Raw genomic sequence first — 6,009 nt, 5'->3', positions numbered from 1 at the left:
TTCTCTTGGCCGGATTAATAATATATCATGTTCTCTTATTAATTACAACATATATTTATAAATTATTTTATCTATCTAATTAAGTTGATCAACTCTCCCTCTTCAACTCCGTATTTAAGCCTTTGGGTGCTGAAAGCTTAACCTTGCTTTGTTATGCTTCATTATTAATGAAGCATAACTATTCTCTCCTCTTATCACTACAATTACTTTTGACTCCATATGTACTCCAGCGGTTGATAAGCTAACGGTATCTCGCCATACGCCCTATGAATAATAAGGGATATCTTCATTGACTGTAATCCTAAACCCCAAGCGCTAATGAATAGTTGTACTCGCAGGGCTATAAAAACTTTTCTTCAATAATGTCACTACTTATAGTCGTAGCTTCACTTATATATTTCTGCCTATCATTGTAATAAAGGATATTGTTGAGTAATCCGTTTAATCTGCAAAATATCGATATAAGCTATTTTTGCGTATTCATGTACTTCATACATGCGCATATCTTTAATTCAGCGTTAACCCATCTTCCCTTTATGTATATACATGTTAGGCTTCACTTTTCCCATCAAATAGATGTGGACTTCAAGTTCATTATAATAATTTTCTCCTTTTTGAAGGTAATGATGCTAATGCATTTGCGCATTTATCATAAATGAACACAATAATGAAAGAAATGAGAAAATTTATGAAAATCTTTGGTTCTAAAGCATCATTTTCATTCCTTAAACTAACATTAATATAATGCCATTACGATATATCACATGGATACAAAGCACCATCCGCAGAGCAAATACGCATTCAGATGGCCACATTAGAAAAGGAGTGAACTATGTTGTTTGATAAGATACGGTGGAGTACTCTCCCCTTCTTTGCTAAAAATCTCGTTATTTCATTCGGCAGCATAACGCTAATTGGCGTTATCTTAATTACAGCTGGATATCAGTTTCAAAAAGGCATTTTGAGTCAACAACTGTATGATCAGGCTAAAGTTACAACACAAAAATGGTCTGATGATCTGGATACAGACAAAGTGCTTGAAGCGATAAAGGAGAAAAGTTATTCCGGACCTATTCAGAAAGAGTTAAGAGAATATCTCGATTCCATCCACGAGCTATATCCTAATATTGCACAGGCCTACATTTTTGGTACTGAATTAGAGGAAGGAAATCAGACGTCTATCATTGCGATACCTACCAACCTTCTGGAGCCTTTTGAGGAAGGCAATCTTTCAGCAGGTTCGATGTATCCATTACCAAAACAAAATGTCAATGCACTTGAAGGTATGAAAGTCGATGAGGAACCAGCCTTGAGCAGCTTTTATACCGATGAATATGGTACGTGGACAACCATTATGTACCCTATTAAAAACGCCGAGGGAAAAATGTACGCCGCCCTTTACTTCGATGTTGATGCAAACGCAATTCCCAAAGGACTTCATAAACTGATTACATACAGTAGCATTTTCCTTGTAGCTTTCCTGATTCTGTTTATGATCCTTCAGTATATCCTGTTGAAGAAAACACTTAAGCCGATCAACAACCTGATGAAAGGGATCGAGGCTGCAAGCTCGGGAAATCTGGACGTATCCATCCAAACTGGCCGAGATGACCTAGGAATTATTAATCAAAAATTCAATACAATGATTCAGCGTTTCAATGACACCATGTATAAAGTACAGACGACATCTTATCATCTTTCCGACTCATCCAGGAAACTGTTGGAAATTTCCGGTAAAAACAATGATAATATTCAATTGATTAGCAGTAACATCCGGGATATATCACTGGGACTTCGCTCTCAGGATAAGGCCAGCGTGGAAAGTGCCCGAGCAATGACGGAAATGTCTACCGTTGTACACACCATTGCCAGCAGTTCTGCAGATGTAGCGGATGAAGCCCTGAGCATGGAACAACGTTCTAATACAGGGCATGAAATCATGCAACAAGTCATTGAACAGATGCGCCTGATTTCAGGTGCGGTAAAGCATACATCGGAATCCATACAGTCTTTGGAAAGCCGCTCCAATGAGATTAGCAGCATCGTGAATATGATTACACAAATTGCCGAACAGACGAATTTGCTTGCTCTCAATGCTTCCATTGAAGCGGCACGTGTCGGTGAGGAAGGAAAAGGCTTCGCGGTTGTCGCAGGGGAAGTTCGAAAACTTGCCGAACAGTCCCAGGACTCGGCCAAACAGATCCGCACCTTGATTGATGGTATTCAGCGAGATATCCTTCAATCTGCCGAAGCCATGCAGCTTGGCTCTCAAGAAGTGGAGAAGGGATCTCATGTCACTATGGAGACGGGTCAATTCTTTGAGGATATTCTGACAGCTACGAATAAAGTCGCCAATCAGATTCAGGACATATCCAGTTCTACTGAAGAAATTTCAGCAAGCACCCAAGAGATGTCTGCCACTGCGGATGAATTATCGGCGAGCGTCAGTAAAGCAGCACATAGTAGTAAACAGATCGAACAATCCATCGCTGAACAAGAGACTTCCATGGCGTCCATCGTGACTGCTTCTGATGAGCTCTCGGCAGTATCGGAGCAATTACAAGAATTGATCTCATTCTTCAAAGTAAGAGCAAATTAGATTCCTTTTATTATTACCCTCTGCGGATTCAAGCCAAATTCACCGACGCGCCAATTAAATGTTGGAAGCTGACGGTTGAGTTTGGCTTTTCTTATGTAAAAAGCGATGCACGAAGGATTAAACCTTTTATGCATCGCTTTTGGATATGTCCTGATATTATTATAGAAAAAATTATTAATGCGGCGTCTGTACTGCTATTGCAGTGGACATTGACACTTGTTGAGCTGCTTCTTTTTGTAAACCTACTCTGAGCAAGGTAATCCCCCACGTTACAACCGAGATCAACAGCAGATGGAGCATGAATCCACCCACAGCTTCTCCACTATAGATCAAACGCATAAATCCCTGTACCCCATTGGAAGCGGGTAGAAAGTTTCCGATGTAACGGTAGAATGGCGCCAGCATCTCGGCTGGAATGATATTTCCTGCTGTCATCAACTGGAGTGGAACCATCGCTACATTAAATAGAGGGCCTGCATTACCAAACAGGGCAAAACTCATTTGTGTAAAACAAATACAAGCCAGACTCACCAGCACATGATACACATACAAAGCGCCGAAGGAGCTCGCAACATCTGTGAACTGAAGAGCTACTGTATCCACAATTAGGGGAACAATCACAGCTATACACAATAACAGCAATTGCCGTCCCCAGAAGATTTCCCATTTGGAATGGGTACGCTTCATGATATTCGACGTAATATTAAACTGAATATTCATAGTCATCGAAGCAATATAGGTGATAAAACCAAGAATCATGGGCAGCATCGATGTTGCAAAATCACTCACGCTGTTCGTTTTATTAATTTCAGCCTTCACAGGCCCTTCATTCATCTTCGCCATCGCTTGTCCAATAGCTACACTCAGTTCATCGCTGTTTATACTATCGTTATTGAGTGTCACTTGAACCTTGGATTCCAGAATCCCTTGACCCATTTGTGCAGTCATTCCGGTCGCAGCATGTTCCACAATGGATTTGGCTACATCGGCATTTCCCTGATTGATATAAAAGGGTAAGCTCGCCTCTGTGCCTCCTGCAATCTGGTCAGTGAATCCTTCCGGAATAACAATAACCATCGCATAGTTACCTGCATTCATCTGTTGCTCAGCTTCCTCGGCAGAACCCAGTACATTGACATGGAAAGGCGCGAGCGTTTCAATCTGCTTCTGCACCTCTTTTCCCTGTGTCCCGTCTTCGTTCACCAGAGCAACTTGAAGTTGATCCACTCTCTCCGTGGCTTGATGATAACCCGTCATCCAGATCACAACAAATAACAGCGGAACAATCAATGCAAAAACCAATCCTATTTTTGTCTGTGGCACTTTAAGAAAATCTTTGAAGCTTCTCATTCGTTCACGACTCCCATTAGTTAAAATTAAAATAATTGCACTACATATATATGCACATGCACATAATTGGCCAAAAAAATTTATTTCATCTTCTCATAGATGCGATTCATCACATTCATGAATGCTTCAAGCTCTTCAGAGGAACATTCGGCGAGTGCCTCTTGCTCTTGCTGTTTTGCCTTTGGTGACAGAACGTTATTCATTTCCAATCCTTCCGCCGTCAAATAAAGCAAAACGGCTCTTCGGTCCTGAGGATCTTCTTCTCTCGTCACCAGACCTTTGCGAATCAACTTGTCTATGATTTTGCCTACAGTTGTCTGGTCCCGTACCGTTAACTCAGCCAGTTTCTTCTGTGATATATGGCTTCCAGCCTTGCTCAATTCATTCAGAACTGCAAATTGTTCCGGAGTAATATCCTGTTCGCTCAGATTTCTGGTTGTTGTTTTTTTGTATGCCAGATACGTCCGTGACAGAATCAATCCAAGTGGATTTTCATCCATATTAACAGGCATGCTGATGCTCCTTTCTCTATATAGTAGCACTACCATCTAATTTGCGTAAGCTCTATATTATTACCATATTTACAATACTGTCAATTTAATTTTTTATCTTTTCAAGCAAAAAGAGACCCACCCGTTAGTCAGGCAGCTCTCTCCTCTGGCATCATCAAGCCATACTTACTCGGGCTTGCCACTTGAAGTTTCGGTATCGTCCTTCTTCTTTGTGCCTTTACTTTTATAAGGTTTCGGGGCACTTTTCGCCCGGTTAGCAGCGGCTTGCCAACGGTTCCAGCCTTTTTTACCCGTACCACGGCCGGTGCCGCCTTTTCCTTTTGCATTGCTCATGTTATCACTCCAATAATCCTGTATATGCTTAAAAATGACCGTCCTCGGTAACTTATTATGCAACCCAGCCCATCTAATTCACTTCCAGCATTTCTTATTATACCAAAAATCCACGTCTTTACGTCCATTTCCATAAATCATTGTATTGTTATTCTGTTATGAAAGCGGTATAGTGGACATAATTGAAAGAGGAAGCTGCGTCTTCTTCGGGATTGTTACTGGTAAGCAGGCGATACCCAAACCAAGGCTATTAAGCCTTAGTTTGGGTTTTTTGTTTTTATTACGACCAATTGAGGTGAAACACATATATGATCATCCGTCAGATTTTTAACAACAATGTCATCCGGGCTGAGAACCAGGTTGGTCACGAATTTGTTGTCATTGGCAACGGTCTTGGCTTCAAAAAGAAAAACGGACAGCCCGTGGATGAGGATAAAATCGAAAAAACCTTTGTGCTGAAATCGGATAAAATACCACAAAAATTAATCGATCTGATTGGGGAAACATCGGTCGAATATTTGAAGTTAGCGGACGAAATTGTGGGTCATGCCAAACAGGAAATGGGCGATATTTTTAGTGATAATATCTATATATCATTGATCGATCATATTCAGTTTGCCATTACCCGGTACCGTAAATCCGTCGGGCTGAAGAATTCCCTTTTGTGGCAGATCAAGAAGTTCTACAAAAAGGAGTTTGGGATTGGCATGAACGCTGTGGAGCTGATTCAGGAACAATTCGGCATCCAGATGGATGAACATGAGGCCAGCTTTATTGCGATGCATTTTGTAAACGCTCGTCAAGATGCTCAAGGCATGAAACAAACCGTTGAAATTACTGAAGTTATTGATGATATCTTCAACATTGTGACCAACCATTATCACATCGCCCTGGATGAAAATTCATTTAATTATTCCCGGTTTATTACCCATCTGCAATACTTTGTGCAGCGAATGTTGAGTAATGAACAGGAGCAATTTGCTTCAGGAGATAACTTTCTGTATGAGCAGGTGAAGGACAAATATAGCAAAGCATTTGAATGCACACAACGGATCAATCAGTACCTTGAAGACAAGTTTGAAAGCGCCATGTCCATTGATGAAAAGGTGTACTTGACGATCCATATTCAACGTGTCACTTCCCGTAACGAGTTGCTGGACGCGGAATAAAAAAAGCTTGCAAACGATTTCGGCGTCATATATAGTAGGTCTCACA

Annotated in this window: 5 protein-coding genes; 2 read left to right on the top strand and 3 right to left on the bottom strand. The window is 41.0% G+C overall.

Going from position 1 to position 6,009, the window contains the following annotated elements:
• The first annotated feature begins 832 nt into the window (after positions 1-832).
• Positions 833-2,599: a methyl-accepting chemotaxis protein gene (locus PPA03S_RS25660; protein ID WP_062327264.1), complete on the top strand. Its 1,767-nt coding sequence runs from the start codon at positions 833-835 to the stop codon at positions 2,597-2,599.
• A 174-nt stretch (positions 2,600-2,773) separates the two neighbouring features.
• Here PPA03S_RS25660 and PPA03S_RS25655 read toward each other — a convergent pair whose 3' ends face one another.
• The 3 genes from PPA03S_RS25655 to PPA03S_RS32535 form a co-directional block, all read right to left on the bottom strand.
• Positions 2,774-3,949: a YhgE/Pip domain-containing protein gene (locus PPA03S_RS25655; protein ID WP_062327262.1), complete on the bottom strand. Its 1,176-nt coding sequence runs from the start codon at positions 3,947-3,949 to the stop codon at positions 2,774-2,776.
• An 80-nt stretch (positions 3,950-4,029) separates the two neighbouring features.
• A complete protein-coding gene (locus PPA03S_RS25650; RefSeq protein ID WP_062327259.1) occupies positions 4,030-4,461 on the bottom strand; it encodes a MarR family winged helix-turn-helix transcriptional regulator in 432 nt (143 codons plus the stop codon).
• 165 nt (positions 4,462-4,626) lie between these two features.
• Entirely contained in the window at positions 4,627-4,794 is a 168-nt protein-coding gene (locus tag PPA03S_RS32535) for a DUF3934 family protein (protein WP_074093608.1), read from the bottom strand.
• A 308-nt stretch (positions 4,795-5,102) separates the two neighbouring features.
• On the opposite strand from PPA03S_RS32535, the gene licT reads away from it, so the two are divergent.
• A complete protein-coding gene (gene licT / locus PPA03S_RS25645) occupies positions 5,103-5,963 on the top strand; it encodes a BglG family transcription antiterminator LicT (protein ID WP_062327256.1) in 861 nt (286 codons plus the stop codon).
• The last annotated feature ends 46 nt before the right edge of the window (positions 5,964-6,009 follow it).

The organism is Paenibacillus pabuli NBRC 13638, assembly GCF_001514495.1.
Lineage (GTDB): Bacteria > Bacillota > Bacilli > Paenibacillales > Paenibacillaceae > Paenibacillus > Paenibacillus pabuli.
Note: the sequence above shows the minus strand (reverse complement) of the source record. Positions and strands in the feature narration are given on the sequence as shown.